This is a genomic window from Bartonella sp. CL436QHHD (genome assembly GCF_042195105.1).
In the GTDB taxonomy this organism is placed as follows: domain Bacteria; phylum Pseudomonadota; class Alphaproteobacteria; order Rhizobiales; family Rhizobiaceae; genus Bartonella.
Window position 1 is genome coordinate 1 of sequence record NZ_JBHINR010000061.1, and the last position, 17,009, is coordinate 17,009.

The 17,009-nt window shown below is 42.1% G+C and carries 14 protein-coding genes; 1 reads left to right on the plus strand and 13 read right to left on the minus strand.

From position 1 onward, the window contains the following. Nucleotides 1-1,375: 1,375 nt before the first annotated feature. From ACFIKN_RS07455 to ACFIKN_RS07515, 13 genes are all read right to left on the minus strand, one after another. Nucleotides 1,376-2,380: a phage tail protein gene (locus ACFIKN_RS07455; protein ID WP_375658161.1), complete on the minus strand. Its 1,005-nt coding sequence runs from the start codon at nucleotides 2,378-2,380 to the stop codon at nucleotides 1,376-1,378. Next, the gene (locus ACFIKN_RS07460) at nucleotides 2,377-3,516 is read right to left on the minus strand and encodes a tail fiber domain-containing protein (protein ID WP_273791309.1); all 1,140 of its coding nucleotides are present in this window, start codon (nucleotides 3,514-3,516) and stop codon (nucleotides 2,377-2,379) included. The genes ACFIKN_RS07455 and ACFIKN_RS07460 overlap by 4 nt, the downstream gene beginning before the upstream one ends. Beyond that, nucleotides 3,513-3,965, minus strand: coding sequence for a hypothetical protein (locus tag ACFIKN_RS07465; protein ID WP_375654313.1), 453 nt, complete (start codon nucleotides 3,963-3,965; stop codon nucleotides 3,513-3,515). The genes ACFIKN_RS07460 and ACFIKN_RS07465 overlap by 4 nt, the downstream gene beginning before the upstream one ends. 345 nt (nucleotides 3,966-4,310) lie before the next feature. Then, a complete protein-coding gene (locus ACFIKN_RS07470) occupies nucleotides 4,311-5,774 on the minus strand; it encodes a hypothetical protein (RefSeq protein WP_273791307.1) in 1,464 nt (487 codons plus the stop codon). Between the two features lie 79 nt (nucleotides 5,775-5,853). Further along, on the minus strand, nucleotides 5,854-5,994 hold the full coding sequence (locus ACFIKN_RS07475) for a hypothetical protein (RefSeq protein WP_375658162.1): 141 nt from the start codon (nucleotides 5,992-5,994) through the stop codon (nucleotides 5,854-5,856). An 87-nt stretch (nucleotides 5,995-6,081) separates the two neighbouring features. After that, complete coding sequence (locus tag ACFIKN_RS07480) at nucleotides 6,082-6,303, minus strand: hypothetical protein (RefSeq protein WP_375658163.1); 222 nt, start codon at nucleotides 6,301-6,303, stop codon at nucleotides 6,082-6,084. A gap of 21 nt (nucleotides 6,304-6,324) precedes the next feature. Then, nucleotides 6,325-7,020, minus strand: a complete 696-nt coding sequence (locus tag ACFIKN_RS07485) for a hypothetical protein (RefSeq protein ID WP_375658164.1) — start codon at nucleotides 7,018-7,020, stop codon at nucleotides 6,325-6,327. Between the two features lie 83 nt (nucleotides 7,021-7,103). After that, complete coding sequence (locus ACFIKN_RS07490; RefSeq protein ID WP_375631414.1) at nucleotides 7,104-8,222, minus strand: N4-gp56 family major capsid protein; 1,119 nt, start codon at nucleotides 8,220-8,222, stop codon at nucleotides 7,104-7,106. 1,282 nt (nucleotides 8,223-9,504) lie between these two features. Beyond that, nucleotides 9,505-10,278 carry a hypothetical protein gene (locus ACFIKN_RS07495; protein ID WP_375658165.1) on the minus strand — a complete coding sequence of 258 codons (774 nt, stop codon included), beginning with the start codon at nucleotides 10,276-10,278 and terminating at the stop codon, nucleotides 9,505-9,507. A gap of 281 nt (nucleotides 10,279-10,559) precedes the next feature. Continuing rightward, complete coding sequence (locus ACFIKN_RS07500; RefSeq protein ID WP_375654315.1) at nucleotides 10,560-12,410, minus strand: portal protein; 1,851 nt, start codon at nucleotides 12,408-12,410, stop codon at nucleotides 10,560-10,562. Beyond that, entirely contained in the window at nucleotides 12,395-13,756 is a 1,362-nt protein-coding gene (locus tag ACFIKN_RS07505) for a PBSX family phage terminase large subunit (RefSeq protein ID WP_273791300.1), read from the minus strand. The genes ACFIKN_RS07500 and ACFIKN_RS07505 overlap by 16 nt, the downstream gene beginning before the upstream one ends. Before the next feature lie 697 nt (nucleotides 13,757-14,453). Then, nucleotides 14,454-14,603: a hypothetical protein gene (locus ACFIKN_RS07510; protein ID WP_375643514.1), complete on the minus strand. Its 150-nt coding sequence runs from the start codon at nucleotides 14,601-14,603 to the stop codon at nucleotides 14,454-14,456. 184 nt (nucleotides 14,604-14,787) lie between these two features. Beyond that, on the minus strand, nucleotides 14,788-15,114 hold the full coding sequence (locus ACFIKN_RS07515; RefSeq protein ID WP_273791298.1) for a hypothetical protein: 327 nt from the start codon (nucleotides 15,112-15,114) through the stop codon (nucleotides 14,788-14,790). Between the two features lie 811 nt (nucleotides 15,115-15,925). On the opposite strand from ACFIKN_RS07515, the gene ACFIKN_RS07520 reads away from it, so the two are divergent. Next, nucleotides 15,926-16,294: a helix-turn-helix domain-containing protein gene (locus ACFIKN_RS07520; RefSeq protein ID WP_375658171.1), complete on the plus strand. Its 369-nt coding sequence runs from the start codon at nucleotides 15,926-15,928 to the stop codon at nucleotides 16,292-16,294. The last annotated feature ends 715 nt before the right edge of the window (nucleotides 16,295-17,009 follow it).

Below are 17,009 nucleotides of genomic sequence, written 5' to 3' on the forward strand. Positions count from 1 at the left end.
AGACAATCTCAGACAATCTCAGACAATCTCAGACAATCTCAGACAATCTCAGACAATCTCAGACAATCATGTGAAAGGCTTTTGAAAAAAATTTCCTCATCGAAAATTTTTACAAGGTATTTTTTTAGATTATATTCTGTTTTCCACCTAAAATGATGATTTTACCAGCTGAAACCAAAGAAAAATGCATGATCGCCTTGCATGCTGTGTCAGCTTTCCCCAAAAGGACAAAGCCACCCCCACCGGTCTTTAAATAATGCCAATCGATAAACAACAGTCTGTTAACAATCTGGCTTCTTATCTAACGGATTTGACTCAGCTTCCCCTTTCAAAGGCATCCTTGTAATGCAACCTTGTAATGCAGCCTTGTCTAGAGTTATTCTACAAAAAAAGCTGTTTTAAGAGTACGCACAGACGAAAGGCATCCCATGCATAAAATTTTAACCGCATCTCAAACAATATTATTTTACAACACAATGGGATAAACTATTGTCTTACAGATTTTCTCGTATCACTCTCATTCTGTTTCAAGAAGTTGCCTGATAAGCACAAAATGCCATCTAAGAGAGTTCAATGCCTCACCATGTACTACAACGCATCGCCAACCTGCTGCTCTTGCCAACAGTGCACCCATTTTGAAAACAGTGCGACCATTTTGAAAGCAAAGAGCCCTTTTTTCCTAAACGCTTTGCCAAAAAAGAAAGCGCTCCATTTTGCCTTTTCTCGCTTTAAATAAACATATCCGTTGACCTCTTTCCACCACCTAAAAGGACGAAGATTTTAGCCCACATCGGTTTGTAAACAATCCAACTCTTCTGAAAGGATTCCGTCTGCTGCTCACTTATATGATTCACTTGCATAATACTTAACCAAGCAAATCCTTCTCTAAACAATTGCTAATGTATTAAATACTTTAAGCTATCTTACTGATATAACCACCTTCAATAATAGTGTTTTAATGACGGTGTTTTACGGTATAATAGGATAAATTTTACCCATGGGTTTTTTGTCATCGCACAGCAGCGCTTTAAACCCAGCACTTGAAATAATGGATCACGACACCACAAGAGAGAGGCATTTGGGATAAAATCTTTATTCCTCAGTAAAAAACGCCATGAATAAAGAAGGTTTTTTTGTTCTCCCTCTACCTTCAATAATCACTGTCTTGATCCTCTAAAGAACAATAGGCAAACTGACCGTTACACATCCAACAAAGGCAGCACAAAAAATAAAATAATAAAGAGAATTGAGTTTTTTTCTAAAGCGCCTCAAAACTTTCTGCACAATATATTCTATAAGACTTTATATTCAATAAGACTTTTTTTCATAACAAACATTTTAGCATTTTTATCTTTCTCTCACACAGCTTTCATTCTCAGGCTTTGACGGCATAAACCACCGCCATATTGACGGGGCGTGTTTCATCCCCCCCTGTTTTTTGCAACAAGACCTTATGTTCATGCTCTCCCGCAGCCTTCGTTAACCGATCTTTATTGTAAACTTGAGCCAGATTTTTATAATATTCACCGTGATTCATATCCCAAACTAGCTTGTCAAACATTGGATAACTATGCTGGTGGTTACCTGTTGAATCTGTTTTTCCCTCATGGGTATGGGATTGAAAAGACTCTTCTTGTCGGCTTCCCAAGCGACGTCCTTTATCAATTTCTTTTCCACTATCGAGCCCCCGTAAAAACATTCCACGCAAATCGGGAACATTGAATGTTGTTCTCCCGTCTCCTTTTCCCCATGTTTCTCCCAGAACAGCAAAGAGATTGGCATAGTTCCTTCGCGAATATTCTTTACCATCACACAGTAACCATCCAGAGGGTATTTTTTCTGTAGCAAAAGTCCCGATAAATCCAGAAGAAAACGTTTCCGGTAAAGGAGGAAAGGGCGGAATTTCAGGAAGTTTTATAGTAGGATTGGTTAAAAACCAGCCATCAGCATTTTTTCCGGCAATATCACGCGTATAGACGACTTCATAAAGCCCCCCTTTTTGAATTTCCCCGCCCTTTAAAGGCATAATACCCTCTGGCGTTGCCATATAAGTTGGTCTTGGCGGCAATTGATTTAAAGAAATATTTGTTATTCCTCTGTTGACGCCTTGTGCTTTAAAGCGCACAACAATGCCATCCATATAAGTCTCAAAAAAAGACTTTGTTGCCAAACGAAGTGACGTTCTCTCATTTTTCACATCGACAGTAAACTGTGTTTCAATCCCGCCCCCATTATCCAACAAATATTCTTTGATGCGTTGCATCATAGCGCGAGCACTATCATTGACTGTGCTTGGCGGTTGCCCTTCTGCCCAGTTTATATTCTCGTCGACATAAGCATTTTCTGATGCAACAATTGACCAATCATAAATCGAACTCATAGAAGATACTCTTTATTCAAAAAGGGAAAACGAGCAAAAAATGAAGAAAAGAAAGCCGCAATTTTATTTTTAGATGCCGGCATTTTCTCCATTTTCATTTTTTCCATTTTCAGGCCTATTTTGTCATAATCAACATGCAATAATTTTGTTTTCGCATTGACATAAACAGCTTCAGGGTTCACACGCAACACGTCTTGCGCCATAACGCCCTGATAACGTTGTGGATTTCCCTTATAATTAAAGGTATAAAGTGGATATCCCTTTTTCTGCCCCACAGGGATAATATTTTCTTTTGCTCTCACATCACAAAGCCCTAAAATTCCTCCGACCAATCCAAGTACTTGCTGCGCATCACGCAATGGATCTTTTGTCACAGAAGGCATTGTCGTGGATTTTCCTGAAGTCGTTCCGTAATTTCCAGCAGCCTGTGTCCCTACCTGTAACAAGCTTTGCAATCGGTTCCAATCTTGATTATCTTTTTCTGACCATTTTTGGCGTTCAGCATCTAAGACATTTTGACGGTTTATATCTTGAATCATGCCCCCTTTCAAAGCATTGCTTTGCACGTTACTCTGTCCTTGATAATAGCTATTTGCCGCATTAACTTGATCATTCTGAGAGCGATCAATCATCTGGTTTGCATTCATCATATTGTTAATATCTTGATTATATTGCTGTGCTGCAGCATTTGTTGCCAAGGCGCCTAACTCATCGGCCAGCACACCAGTATGAGCCCCAGAGCCATAACGTCCTGCTCCCGACATCGATTGATTAATTGCATCGGACGTTTTATTCAGAGCATTTTGCAATGCAGTATTAAATTTACTATTGCTTCCAATCCAGCTTCCCTTAGCCATACCGGAAAGATTTGTAGCGCTGTTGGTTGGTGCATTCAACCATTGCGTTACCGTTGGATTGTTATAGAGCCCTGCTGCTTGTTGTAAACCGGTCAGCGCATTTTTTGTCATATTGCTAAGACCAGCGACTCTGTCTCCCTGATAAACGTTTCCGCCAATTCCTTTATTATAAAGTCCAAGTGCATCAGCACTGGCTTGTTTAAGAATATCAGCCGCCCAAGCAGGTGGAGCATTTGTTTGTGTTGTTGTCTGCACTTGAGGTGTGGTTTTTCTACTCATGGGTTCAGAACCTTTCTATATTGAATAAGATTACGAGAATATCCGTGATGAGCGAGCTTTTTCGCCCATCCAGTTCTTCCAAACATGTGCATTTCTTCAGCATTAATTGTTCGCGCCCATTTTTCGACTTCATCAATCAATTTGACCAATTTCAGCCCTCCCTCTCCAGCAAGATCAGAGAGAACGACGCATTTTTTTCCCGTATGGGTTATTTCAACTTTGGTAATTGCAAAAGCACTAAATTGGATTTTATTTTTTAAGACCAGCCACAATTGTGCTTGTCCTGTAGCGATTTCTTCAGCAATTTTTTCCAGACAAACATCATCCGGAAAGCGCTGAACATATTTTTTCAATGCAGCATTGAGAGCCTCTTGATAGGGAGCTATTTTTTCCCATGGCCACTGCTCTGTCAGATGAGCAGAATATAAATCTTGACTCTCTTGTATCATAATTTTAGCTCTTTTAGCTTTGTCACTCATCTCCCCTCAAATAACATTCCGTCTACGCATTTCACGCATTCCATGCCCCCCGCACAATAAAAGAAAAAAGCCCCATCATCCCTTTGTCACAACAAAGAGGGAACTTTTTTCTTTATAAAAATAAACCATGGTGCAGCCTATTTTCCTTTATCGCAGAAAAGCATGAAACATAACGCACCACCTTGTTCTTCATATTATAAAGACACAGCTTATCGCATTGTGCCTTTGTTTATAAAGGTTTGGGAAGCCTATGGGGCATTTGTTCTTTAATAATAGAGGCTTGAGCCTATCGCATGATATTACAAAAGGGCATGCCTATCGCATGCCGGCCCGCGTCAATTCCACATCAAATCCAGTGACATGAGTCCAATTCACCCCTTCAGGAATACGCAATTTAAAGCGATAAAACCGTGCCCTTGCACGACAGTGAATTTGTCCAGTATTATAAGAGGGCTGTTTTTCTGGCAACCAAACAGTTTCCTCTTCAAGAGATTGTCGAAAGCGCATTCCCACAGACAAATAAAACTTTCCACTATTGACTTGAGGCATAATATTTTTCACCCGTGTTATCATGCCATTTGTCTGCCCCATTTCTTGTGATGTCACGACACAAGCCATAGGACCCCCAGAAAACGAACCCAGTCTCCCCTGTTGATCAAATGCCCCCAGAATAGGCGATTCATTTTTCCAAGCTTTACTATCGAGAGAAAAGGACAAATCGTCAATATTCTTAGTCACAAAATCAAGACCTTCTAGGGTTGTTCCTGCTAAGAAAATAGGCAATATCATTTTGATATCGACGAGAGCTTTTGTCCATTTTTGCAATCCCCAATCATAAATGAGCAAGATACGTTTATGAAGGTTCTCATCAGAATCAACCATCCAATAAACACGATTATACACCCCATCGATAGCAGCAGACAGAGTGTACAGATTATCCTTCCTTGATTTTGCGGTCATCGTTCGATCGACTTTTTCGAACCCAATGGGTATAATCTGTCCCTCATTTGTTATTTGATAAAACCCGCCCTCATCGGCAAAGAATGCTAAATCGCCTCTACAAACAATTGATTCAGCATTTTTTGCGCCTCGTTTATCGTGGATTTTTTGGAAACTAAAAATAATCTTAGAGCCAGGGATAAAAGAACCAGCATAGATTGCAGAACGCATAAAGATAATTGGATTTGTTGTCTCGGTTGCCCCTTGGACGAATCCGCCATCAGGAAAATCTTGATAATCACAACTTTTTTTTCCCACGGTCCAAAATTCAGCATCATTTAATCCAGACCAATGAACCCGTCTTGGATACTCAGTTAATTTCATCAAACAAACGAAATCTCCCCAGATTCGAACAATCCCTGCCTGTGGTGGATTTCCTCCTAAATTTCTAAATGTTTTATCATGATTAATATCAATCACTTGTGGTTTATCATTGGCATTCACAGCAATGATAAAATCACCAAACAAAGCAAAAGACCACGGAGCATCAACATTAGCCAGATAAGATTTTCCTTTTTGGCTAATATCTTTCCAGTTCATTGTTGTATTATCAAGTAAGTAGATTTTATCTCTTGTCCCGACAATAATAGAAACCCCATTTTTTGTTTTAACCGCAAGAGTGCCTAAGATTGGCTCCGGACAAGGCTCTGATAAAGGTTCAAAACTTGGCATAGGGATATAGGAGCCATCCGCCGGGAGCACATTAACAAGTTCATCGGTAAAAATTCCATTGATATCCGCCACATCGGGTCGATAATCAGCGATTGGGAAAAAAGCCATCAAGACCCCCATAAAATCTTTGAAGAGCCCAGTGCCATTCAAAACACCAAGGCTTATTGATAAAAAACCACAAAAGCCCTTAAAACTCTAAAGGCATAAAATTCAACAAAATAAACAACCTTAGATTGTTTAAAGCACCAAAAAAAACGATACCATCAATAATGGCCACCCCAACACCATCCACCAGCGCCAAACCAAAATCAACTGCCCGGCAAATCACCCCCCCCCACAATGACGGGGGAAAGAGCCATCAAGAGCCCCCCCATAAAATCTTTGAAAAGCTCAGTGCCATTCAAAATACCAAGGCTTATGGATAAAAAACCACAAAAGCCCTAAAAACTCTAAAGGCATAAAATTCAACAAAATAAACAACCTCAAGTTGTTTAACGCACCAAAAAAAAACGATACCATAAATAATGGCCACCCCAACGCCATCCACCAGCCCTTCACCATCAACACCCAACGCGCAAATCCAGCCATAAGTGACAAACCAGCCATCAGTGCCAAACCAACCTTCAACGCCAGCCATAAACGATTTGAAATGAACTTTTTAAAAACGCATTGGGCGAATCTTTGAAGAACCTTTTTGGCGCGATGTTTCAATGCGCAAAGCTTGAAGCTGTTCTTGAAAATCTCTGAAAGAAACGGCGGCATATTCAGAATCTTTAAGGATATTTTTATAAAGTTCATATTTTGCCCGTGCTTTAATAAGATCAAAAGCATAAATCAACCAAGGGTTATCATCCTCTTTCAGCTGTTCATCGGCAAAATGAACAGGAGCATAAGAAAGCTGTACAGTTTCCACATGTTCTGGTGTTGGAAAGAGTCCTATTTTTTGATCAAGGTACGTATAAAAGAATGGCGTTCCTAGCGCAGGATGCATACCATATTGTTGATGCAACACTTCCAAGGGCTTAAAGAACAACTTTGTTGGTGTTGCATTCTTTGTTACTAAAAAGACGCCCTCCAAACTCTTTTCTGCTTCAATAAAAACCCCCTCTTCTTGCCCATACCATGTTTTACCACTCTGTGTTTTAAACGTCCTTTCTCTTTTTTCATTAAAGAAAAAGGGTTCGCGTTCACACAAACGCAAAGCCGTAAAAATTGAATCTTGAATTTGCAGGGAATATTCCGCTGTTGTATCATCAATTTCATCTTGAATAAGCGCGACCATATAAGCAAAAGTTTTAGAATGGTCTGAATGTGTAAGGTTTAGATTTTGGGGATCAGTGGATAAAGTGGTCATAAGCCTGTCCTTGTTTCTGGAAGCATTTTAAATTTTTCCCCCAACAGATCCCTCTTGTTGGGGGAAGAGAGCAAACATTCGCTTTAAGCGGGTGCTCCATAAGTTGGGATGACAATAGTGCCAAAATCCTGAGCCCCTTGCGTACTTCCTGGCAAGGTAAAGCAAGTTTTTTTCATACCAATAATGGTTTTTGCCGCAACCCCGAATTCTCTTTCATAGTCGAAGAGTTCTTCCACCAATTTATAGCGTGTCGCCCCTCGATCTTTACCAAAAGCAATTACAGCACTCTGCGCACCAAGCAGAACAGCCCGCCGCACATTTGGTACAGCTTTATTTGCCGCCCCAGATTCGACCCCTTCGGTAATATGTTCAGCTTCGCGCAAAACCACACCATTATACATGCCCAAAGATCCATCATAGAGCGGATTTTTGATACGACTTCCACTATAGATTGCCTTGGTAATGTCGAGCCATTGCCCCGCATCAGTATTGGTTCGCAATTGCGTCACTTGGGTTGGATGTAGATAAAGCACATAGACATTTTCCCCATCGATCCGCACGGGTCTAATTTTAGGATTTGCCAATTTAGCCCGTTCGACAGCTTTATCAATCAAGCTGAGATCAAAAAAATCGCCTTCTTGTAAGTCCTCATCTTTTGCTTTATCGTTAGGACGTACCACGCGTTTATTGGTTGGTGCCGTTGGTGCATTAAACCCATAATGAACTGGTTTAAGAGTAATCGTGCGTCCCTCAAAGTTAATTGTTTTTGCGGTATAACCACACACTTGAATGAAGAACATCATACTCAGACGATCTGCATACCAATCAACCAAACCATTTTTTGCCTCGGTGCGCAAATCATGGAGAATTCGCTGTTGATCAATCGTCCCCTCATTTTTGACACGCACGGCATGAACGAGCTCATTAATTGCTAAGCGATCATTGAGAAACTGTAAAGCTTCTTCATTGCCTTCCAATGTCTGCCCTTCGCTCACCCCATCGCCTAGCAACTGCACACGCAAATTAAAGCTAATAGCATCCCCACTTGCTTTCGTGGTTTCATCTTTTAATTGTACGATACTGTTTGAATCATTTCCAATCAACGGTGCAATTGGAAGTGCTTTTGAGACTTCTTGGTTTAGTAATTTAGACCATGTGCGCACTGCCATTGGGTCATTAAGTCCGATATAAGTTACAGTCATTTTGTCCTCTAAAAGTTTTATTGACATAAAAAACCCGGCAAAGCGCCGGTTGTTAAAACACCACATTTCATTTCAAATGGTGAATAGGTTGTTTGTGAGTTTTATCTAATTTCTGTTAGCGTCTGCCTCCCCCTTATAAGAGCTCTCCTCACCACATCCGTGCTGTGAGAAATCCCCCCGCATTCTTCTGCGCTAAAAGCCTCTTAACGTTCCCGCAAAAAACACTCTCCCGCATTCTCCTGCGCTAAAAGCCTCTTAACATTCCCGCAAAAAACACTCCCCCGCATTCTCCTGCGCTAAAAGCCTCTTAACGTTCCCGCAAAAAACACTCCCCCGCATTCTCCTGCGCCAAAAGCCTCTTAACGTTCCCGCAAAAAACACTCCCCCGCATTCTCCTGCGCTAAAAGCCTCTTAACGTTCCCGCAAAAAACACTCCCCCGCATTCTCCTGCGCTAAAAGCCTCTTAACGTTCCCGCAAAAAACACTCCCCCGCATTCTCCTGCGCTAAAAGCCTCTTAACGTTCCCGCAAAAAACACTCCCCCGCATTCTCCTGCGCTAAAAGCCTCTTAACGTTCCCGCAAAAAACACTCCCCCGCATTCTCCTGCGCTAAAAGCCTCTTAACGTTCCCGCAAAAAACACTCCCCCGCATTCTCCTGCGCTAAAAGCCTCTTAACGTTCCCGCAAAAAACACTCCCCCGCATTCTCCTGCGCTAAAAGCCTCTTAACGTTCCCGCAAAAAACACTCCCCCGCATTCTCCTGCGCTAAAAGCCTCTTAACGTTCCCGCAAAAAACACTCCCCCGCATTCTCCTGCGCTAAAAGCCTCTTAACGTTCCCGCAAAAAACACTCCCCCGCATTCTCCTGCGCTAAAAGCCTCTTAACGTTCCCGCAAAAAACACTCCCCCGCATTCTCCTGCGCTAAAAGCCTCTTAACGTTCCCGCAAAAAACACTCCCCCGCATTCTCCTGCGCTAAAAGCCTCTTAACGTTCCCGCAAAAAACACTCCCCCGCATTCTCCTGCGCTAAAAGCCTCTTAACGTTCCCGCAAAAAACACTCCCCCGCATTCTCCTGCGCTAAAAGCCTCTTAACGTTCCCGCAAAAAACACTCCCCCGCATTCTCCTGCGCTAAAAGCCTCTTAACATTCCCGAAAAAAACACTCTCCCGCATTCTCCTGCGCCAAAAGCCTCTTAACGTTCCCGAAAAAAACACTCCCCCGCATTCTCCTGCGCCAAAAGCCTCTTAACGTTCCCGAAAAAAACACCTGCCACATTCTTGTTTTTAAAATTCTCTTCCCCCCATTAAACGATTAAAAGCGGCTTTATTTTTAGGATCAGAAACCCAAGCGCTAAACTCTGCTTCTGACATTTTATCAAGCATATCCAAAGAAATCGGCCCATTTGGCGTCAAGCCGTTATAAGCAGCAAGAGTACGTGCAGAATTGTGTCTTTCCTGTAAATTTTCACCCATGTTATTGGGAACATTTGTGTAGCCAATTTTTTGTGCAATAGAGTAAATCACTTCAGCCGGATTTTGATTTTTTTGCGCACAATCGCGCAAGATCTGCTTCAATTCATCACCAATCAACGCATCAATATTTTTGGGATCTGCCATCTCAGGATAGAGCGAAGCACAAGCTGCCAATTGTTTAGCCCGTGTTTCATAAATAAAATCAGCTGCTTGATCAAAATCATGATGCTTTTGTTTAACACTGGCAACAGACTGCTGAAAAAACGCATGCAACTGTTCTGCTTCGCGAGCCAGAGAAGGTTGTTGTTTTTCATGTACAAGCCCTTGTTTTTGGAGTGTTTTTCCCAACCATTGCATATAGCCCATAAAGTCTTTTTGCGGATCTGGCGCAGCATCTTCGCCCCCTTGAACCTCTTTTCCAGCCTCTTGCGAAGAGTCCTGTTGTTGAAGCATTTGCCCTTGAAAATTATCTTCAAGAGTTTTTTCTTCTCTTCCAATTTCACCATTTTCTCCCTCTTGTGTTGAGACCAGAAAATCTTGTTTCAATTGGTTTTGTTCTGCCGGCGTTAAGTGTTCTTGATCCATGACATTAGCCTTCTCTTTTTTTTAACAATAAAATAAAATTTTTCAGATAAAACAGCCCCATAAGCACTTATCCCCTCAATGCTCTCTCATCATTTAGCATCAGCATTCCCCACCATGTTCACCCCACATGACGGGCAAGACTCCCTCTCTACCTTGCGTTCCCCCAACAACACTGCCCTATAAAACAGGTCTTTTAAGAAAAGGGAGCCCATGCACTACGAAAATCGATAAGCAATTTATGATATATGGCGTTTATCAGAAGTCACGCATGACAAAGTGTCCTATTGTTGAGCCTTTGCTGTCTGCAACATCTGCATTATCTGCTCTGTCCCCACATTATCCCCCATCTGCGCTGAGGCATTTTGCTCTTCTTGAAAAGAGTTTTGCGCCTTTATCGCAATTTTATGAATAAGTGAAGCCGGTAAAGGCGAATAGCGTAAGAGATCGAGCATAATCTCAGGCGTTGTAAAATTTTGCATCAAAGGCAGCAATTGCATGATCAGTGCAAAAGTACGCTCTTTTTCATTAAGACTTGTTGGTGCATCATCCACGACAATATCATATTCCAAGCTTGTCACCATTTCGCGTGTCAGCGGCACATACTGGGCATTTTCATCACCAGCAATACGCACCAACCGCCCATCGGACAGATAATTTTGAATAAGATAGAGAATAATTTTTCCCTGTCGTTGCCGATATCGACGCAACCCATCAAAAAAGGAAGCCAAAAGATTAAGTGACGATTGTCGCCGTTGTTGTTCAAGAATGCCAGGCTGATTGACAGCTCGCGTCCCAATAAATTCAGAAGACAACCCCGTCACCTGTTCGAGAGCGCTCTTTGCTTCATTAAACAATTGGAAAAACCCTTGCGGAAATTGTGCCATGGGTTTAGGCTGGATTCTTCCCCCAGACACCGCCCCACTTTTCAACCAAGTAATACTATCGGCTCTAGCCCAACTCTCGAGGGCTTGTCGATCATCATCAAAAGCATCGCGCTCTGCCATAATTCCGCCTTTTGATTGGCTATTGAGCAAATGCATCACTTGACTAAAATATTTGTTTGCCCACCGTTGCGGATCTTTTGTAGGGCGCACAATTCCATAAAATTGCCGGCTTAACTTATCAAAAGTACCGGTAATACACTCCCATCCCAATTGATTGGGTGGAACCAAAGGCTTATCAGGCGCTTCAAGCAGCTTTCTACCTAAAAATGCCCGTTTGACAATTTTTCTGTTCAACCTTGTTGCTTGAACATGAGGAAAGGTTTTGCTTAAATTTTGGAAATCCTGCTCTGAATAATCGACAAACTTTCCACTTAGAGGCTCAAGAACTTTATAAACCACCTCGCGTTCAAACCAGCGACATTCTACCAATGTCACCATTTTAGGACGTTGATAACCACTCCCCTCTTCTCCTTGATACCCCCTCTCGGACTGATAACTTTGTGTCATCCCATCGCTGGTTGAATGTAAAAAACTCTGATGTTTAACCCAATCAGCATTAAGGTCACTCCAATGAACATGGGGAAACATTTCCTGCGCCACAGCAAGGGGTTTTTCATCAATATACCATAAGCGTTGTGCATCAATGAGATTAGACTTGACAGCACTTGCATCCCACACCATTTTCATCGGGTCTAAACGTGCAATGATTGGTTTTCCTTGCGGATCTTGTTCATAATCAAGGCGTGTATCTGTCCAGCCCATTCCGCAAATAATAGCATCTTGGAAGGCATCGGAATCTTCGTATTCCCCATCAGCTTCATCACGAAACCACTCAGCCGCCCCTGTCAAAATCTGGTTTGCAAAGGCTGCTCCTTCTTGTCGTGGAATAAATTGAACTTGCCTTTTATTATTGCGCTCAGCCCCAATCACGGCATTAATTAAAGGCGCAATACGGTTAAAAGTCATAACCGGTCTGTTTTGTTCGTGCAAGACAGCCAAGTCTTGCTCATTCCATTGCCGTCCATTATAAAAATCGTAATCTTCTTGGGCATTTTTTCGCCATTTTTCGACATGATCAATATCATCCTGATACCAACCCACGAGTTTTTTAAAGAGAGCTTGATTTTCAAGCGTTTCGATTTGATTAAAAGAAGAATCTGTAGAACTATTCATTAAAAAGCCATCCATGAAGTTTGAGAATGGTGAAACGAGCGATAAGGTTTTTTTCGCGCTCTAGCATTTGGCTGTTCATAAGCCACACACATCAGTCCAAAGGCATCGGCCCCATGGCTTGCCCAATCATGTTCAGCGCCTAGTCCGATATTGCGCTGTTCGTCGCGCTTTTCATGATACCAAGCAAGCGCTTTTCTGCCCGCACATGTCGTTTCACGATTAAACCATAGTGCAGGAAACAACCGCCTTACGGCTTCGATACGCATTTTCACAGCGCCTGTTCCTTGGTTAGGAATTATTTTGGTTTGAAAACCAGCTTGTTGAAGAGCACTTTCAAAACTCACATTATAGACACGATCTTTTGTTGCGCCATCATGAGGCAAAACCATAAGAGCCTTTTCATATCCCCTTTGAAAGACCCACCCCACATGTTCTGAGAGAGGTTGACCTTGGGCTTCATAATAATCGAGCACTCGGATTTCCCGTCCAACAAACTGCGCGACCCACAATGCGGTAGCATCAGCCTTTGCGCCTGTTCCCCCGATATCCCAAAAGATTCTCACCTGCATCAAAGGATCACGTGGAACAGTGGTAATCCGCCCTTCCATTTCGGCTTCGAGAAGACATTTCTGATAATAAGCCCCTTGGACAGCTTGGAGATATTCGCCTTCCCAAATATGGTTATACTGCTCTGGTCTTTGCTGCAAATCGTCCATTCGATCACGATTGAGTTTTTCAGGAAATTGCGGATTATCACGCCAATTGATTTCCACCCCTTTGATATGAGGATTATCGACATTTCGAAAACGTTTTTCCACGGCTGCATTTTCATGGCACGGGTTCCATGTGACCCATAATTCTGCATTCCAATCTTTTCCTTCTTCGCGCAAAGTTGGAATAAGTGTTTGCCAAGCAGTCTCAGTCACGGGCTCTGCTTCATCGACCCAACAAAGGAAAACGCGCCCCATTGATTTAATACTTGCGATATTGCGATCAAGCCCAGCAAACACATAGACAATCCGTCCATCTTTTGACTTAATATATTTATCACCGATTTCATAATAGTCTTGTAAAAAAGGATAAGCTTCGATAGCGCGTTTAATTTCTTCCAAAGAACTTTCATTAAGAGAATTTTGAAATTGCCGTGCACAAAGAATAATCCCGCGTTCTCCAGCCATTCCATGGCGATATCCCACAACAGCCGACATCAAAGCAAAAGAACGTGTTTTTCCAGAACCGCGTCCTCCCCAAGCGGCTCGCACATCGGCATTTCCAGTAAAAACAGGAATAAGCTTTGGAATAAGAGCCACTTGAGCCGTATTCTGCTCAATTTTTTGAGAAATTTTCTGAACAGTTGTCATTATAAATTTTCATATTTTAGCAATAATTGCGCTTCACTCTTTTGCTTATCCAAAGTTTAATTATCCCAGAGCAATTGAAGGAAAAGAGCAATTGAACGAAAAACGCCCTTCTCAAAAGCAGCGCTTTACCTTCCTTCATCCTAATATTCAATAAATTTCACTTTTTTGCATGAGATCCCCTTGACCACACCTATGCGCCCCAAAGTCCCTATCCCCCCAAAGATCATTATCTCCAAGGGGTCCCTATTTTCCCCCATCACCGCCCCTCAAACACCGCGCCTGTCATCCCCCAACCACAAGCACGGTATCCCCCACCCAAATCATAGCCTCAGCACATAGCTCTCGGGCATATCCAAAGCCCAATATCCTCCAATATCATGCCCTCTCAAGCATCACCAATCCTCACACTTGTCTATCCCCCAAGATACCCCCACCAAAACACATGTATCCCGCAAGCATAACACTTCTCTCAAGTTTCATGCCCTCACCTATCAAAACACTGTTCCATATCCACCACACAAATACCCTGCACCAAATCCCCTCCAGCACACGGGCCCTTACGGCATCATTCACCAAAGCCCCTTCCCAGTATCACGAGCGCCCACAAGCACGATAGCCTCCGCTTCAATTCCCTCAAGATAGGCAATCACCAAAGCAGCCCCCTTCCAAGACATCACCCCACATCACCCACCTCAGCCTAACATTTTTCAATATCACAAGCCTCCGTTATCGAGGTATCACACTTCTCCGGTTCGCTATTTTTTGCATTCACTGGTACAATCTCAATACGCGAAACTGTTTTTGATATCTCCACACCTTCAATAACGAGAAAAGACCAAACCTTCACAAAAATCCAAAACAGTAGATAACAACCACGCCCCCTAAGCATTGTACCTCTCGAGTATCACCTCTTCAGCACACGCCCCTCTGTCATCGCCCATAAAATCCGGCGTCTCCACGTAGGAAGCCCAAATATCTCCCACCAAAATATTCTGCTCTCCAGTAAATGCCCAAACATCACAGCGCCTTCTTCAAGCCTCAGTTATCGAAGTATCACACTTCTCCGGTTCACTATTTTTTGCATTCACTGGTACAATCTCAATACGCGAAACTGTTTTAACCTGCCCTTCTCCAGCCCCCTGAAGAGGCAACACTTTTGCCAGCAGCGAAAAAAACGGTACGGGATTATTGAGAGCATGATACTGAAGATAAGACACCAGCCCATCTTCACCATAGTGATATCCAGCCTGCTCCGCCGCTGTCAAAAGAGCTTCATTAAATCGCTTTGTTGTTTTATTTAAAGCCCCTTTTTTCCGCCCTCTTCGACGTAAGGGAAGACAATGTTCATCTACCATCATCATGTTCCTTCCAACTAAAGAGAAACCAAAACCTCAAACACAAAAAATGACATAAAAATCAGCAACAAAATTTGCCAAGCATTCAACAATTAAAAAATGGGACACACCCAAAAAGATAAGAGCCCACATAAAGCCCAAATCCTCCGCATAATTTTACAGATTCACATTTTTACGCTTTTACATCATTACAGAACGCAGCCAAATGAAACGCTCAAATCACTACCCCGCACCGTTCTGTAAACACGGGTCTGTCAACAAGCTGATTTCTCGTCTATCAGATTTCCCTGCTGATTATTTCATATGGCTATCCCACACTTCAAAGAATGGTGTTTCATCAAACACGCCAGATAAGCTCTGATCTACAATTCGACTTCAAAAAGCAAATTTTCCTCTGCTGAATAAAGCTTCCACCCCGCACTGGTTTTAAACTATCATCCAACCTCTTACCCAATAAATTCCCCTACTAACATCAGATTACTTACCCTACTAACATCAGATTACCGCCCCCAAACATCCCTATTTTACAGTATAACAGACTAAAAAATATTTTAATTTTCTTGCCAATCTTCTGAAATTACTTTATTGATAGTTCTGTGTTTTTGATCGTCCACGCAACGGTCAAATAGGGATTTGAAAGCCCGAACGCTCAGTACATAAATTTATCCCGCTTTGCGGATATCCCGGAATTCCGGGAGCTTTTACTATGTCCAAGTGCTTGTCAGCACTAAAAGCAAAAGGCTGGCTGAGCTCAGTGCTTTCAAACTCCCGGAATACTCATGCGAGGGCGCTCGCAACCGGAGGGGAGCTTGAAGTGCAAACTAAAAATTCACATTTTAATGACATTTCAATAGGTAAAAGAATCCGTTATAGACGACTTTCAATGGGACTTTCTCAAAAGGAGTTAGGAAGCCATTTAGGTGTCAGTTTTCAACAAATCCAGAAATATGAAAAAGGTTTAAATCGTGTAAGCGCGGGGTGTTTGCTCGAAATTGCTAAAAAACGAGAGGTTCCTATGAACTTTTTTTATGCGGACCTTTTAACAGCAGATATTCCCACAAAAGAACATGCCTTACACCACGATCAAGACACATACAGCGAAAAAGAATACGCACTTTTGAAAAACTTTAGAGAGCTCCAGCCGAAAAAACAAAAAGCAATCTTGTGGTTGATTTCTGATTAGACAAAAGCGCATCAATCGACATCCGTTGCCAATATTCCCCTCTGCCTAAAGCCTTACCGCCTGATACCACCACATCTCAAAAAACGGTTTAGGCACCGGTTTACGACATCATAGGATAACAAACTTCAAAATAGGATAAAAACACCAAAACCTTGGAAAGACATCCCCACCTCTCTCACAGAATCTTATCAAAGATCTCTTCTGATTTAAACGCACAATTCCGATTGTATCATTATGATACCTTTTTACATTTACCTTGTCAAGTTTTTATATTTTTCTTTTGATATTTTTGTGTTTTTCTTTAAGGGAGCCACATCCCTCAAAACACTTTTCCTGCAAAATGCCCCTCATACAAAACACAATGTCTAAAACAACAAGAGCTAAAATAGGATTTTTCCTAAATAGGTATCCCTCTAAATGGGATTTCCCCTCTAAATAGGATTTCATTGTATTGCTCATTCCACCCGCTTACTAAAAAAACACCTCTCAATGCTTCTCACACCCATTTCACGGATATCCCCCATACAAATATAGATGCAACTATAATTGTTAAGTTCCGCATAGAATATAAACGCCCACCACGATTTTTCTCTCTTCACATCTCTTTACACATCAGCTCTGCAATCTGTTCACAGCCATTCCCCACACACTCTTCTCCAGAAAACGCACTTCAACAGCACTCTTCATCCCAACTTTCTCCTCCATTCACGAAGAC